General features: G+C 60.5%; 1 protein-coding gene. It reads right to left on the reverse strand.

Features of this window, described 5'->3' with window-relative positions:
* A partial coding sequence (locus ABTX60_RS43140; protein WP_352102052.1) for an IS256 family transposase occupies positions 1-1,262 on the reverse strand: 1,262 nt, incomplete at its 3' end.
* Positions 1,263-1,329 lie beyond the last annotated feature (67 nt).

The following is a 1,329-nucleotide window of genomic DNA, read 5'->3' on the forward strand; positions in this document are numbered from 1 at the left end:
GGCCAACGATCGGCGAACGTGATCGCAAACGCGTTCAGAGCGGGCTTCCACCTCGTTATCCATCGTGCCTGGCCCTTGCCTGTCGGGTCGAGCGAACGTGTCACCAAATACAGACACTTCAGCGCAGCCGCCTCGGTAGGGAAATGGCCACGAGCTTTCACCGCCCTCCGATAGCGGGCATTGAGGGACTCAATCGCGTTGGTAGAGCAGAGCACTCGCCGTATCTCTGTGTCGTAATCGAGGAACGGAATGAACTCCTGCCAAGCGTTGGTCCACAATCGGATGATCGCCGGATACCTCTCACCCCAGTGCTCGGCGAGATCGTCCAGCCCCGCGTGAGCGGCAGCCTCGGTCGGTGCCGTGTAGATCGGTCTGAGATCGTGTTTGAGTGCGTCCCAGTGTTGACGTCCCGAGAGCCGAAAGGTGTTGCGGATCAAATGCACGACGCACGTTTGTACCGTCGTGGCCGGCCATACGTTCTCGACGACTTCCGGCAGGCCTTTCAATCCGTCGCAGACCAGGAAGAACACATCCCGAGTGCCGCGATTGCGAATGTCCGTCAGCACGGACATCCAGAATTTGGCGCCCTCACCGCCGGTGCCGGCCCACAATCCGAGCACGTCGCGCCGTCCGTCGAGACTGACGCCGATCGCCGCGTAGATCGGCCGGTTTGCGACCTGCCCGTCTCGAACTTTGACGACGATCGCATCGACGAAAACTGCCGCGTACACCTCGTCGAGCGGACGGGCAGACCAGTCCTGCATCTCCTCGAGGACCTTGTCGGTGATCCGCGAGATGGTCTCCTTCGAGACCGAGGCCCCGTAGATTTCAGCGAAATGCGAACTGATTTCACCAGTCGTTAATCCTTTGGCGTACAACGACAACACGATCTCATCGACCCCGTTCAATCGACGTTGGCGTTTCTTGACGATCTGCGGCTCGAACGTCCCTTCCCGATCACGAGGGACCTCGATCGGGACATGCCCACTGGCCTCGGTCAACACCGTTTTCGACCGAGTCCCGTTGCGAATATTCGTAGACTCCCGATCGGCCGGAGCTTGGTTCTTGTCGTGCCCGAGGTGCTCGGTCATCTCCTCGTTCAGTGCGGTTTCCAGAACGGTTTTGGTGAACTGCTTGAGCAAACCGTCCGGCCCGGTCAGCGACAGGCCCTGCTCCTTGGCCAGGCGCACCAACTCCGCGGCCGCCGCAGCTTCCGCGGAGGGCTCGGCCCTCTTCTTCGTCACATTCTCCAGTGTCGTCATCTCGGCACCTCCTCGCCGAGCATTCACTCAGCGTCTCGGGCCAAAACACCGATTACGAAACAGTCCC

Source organism: Streptomyces sp. NPDC126510, assembly GCF_040302345.1.
Taxonomy (GTDB): Bacteria; Actinomycetota; Actinomycetes; order Streptomycetales; family Streptomycetaceae; genus Streptomyces.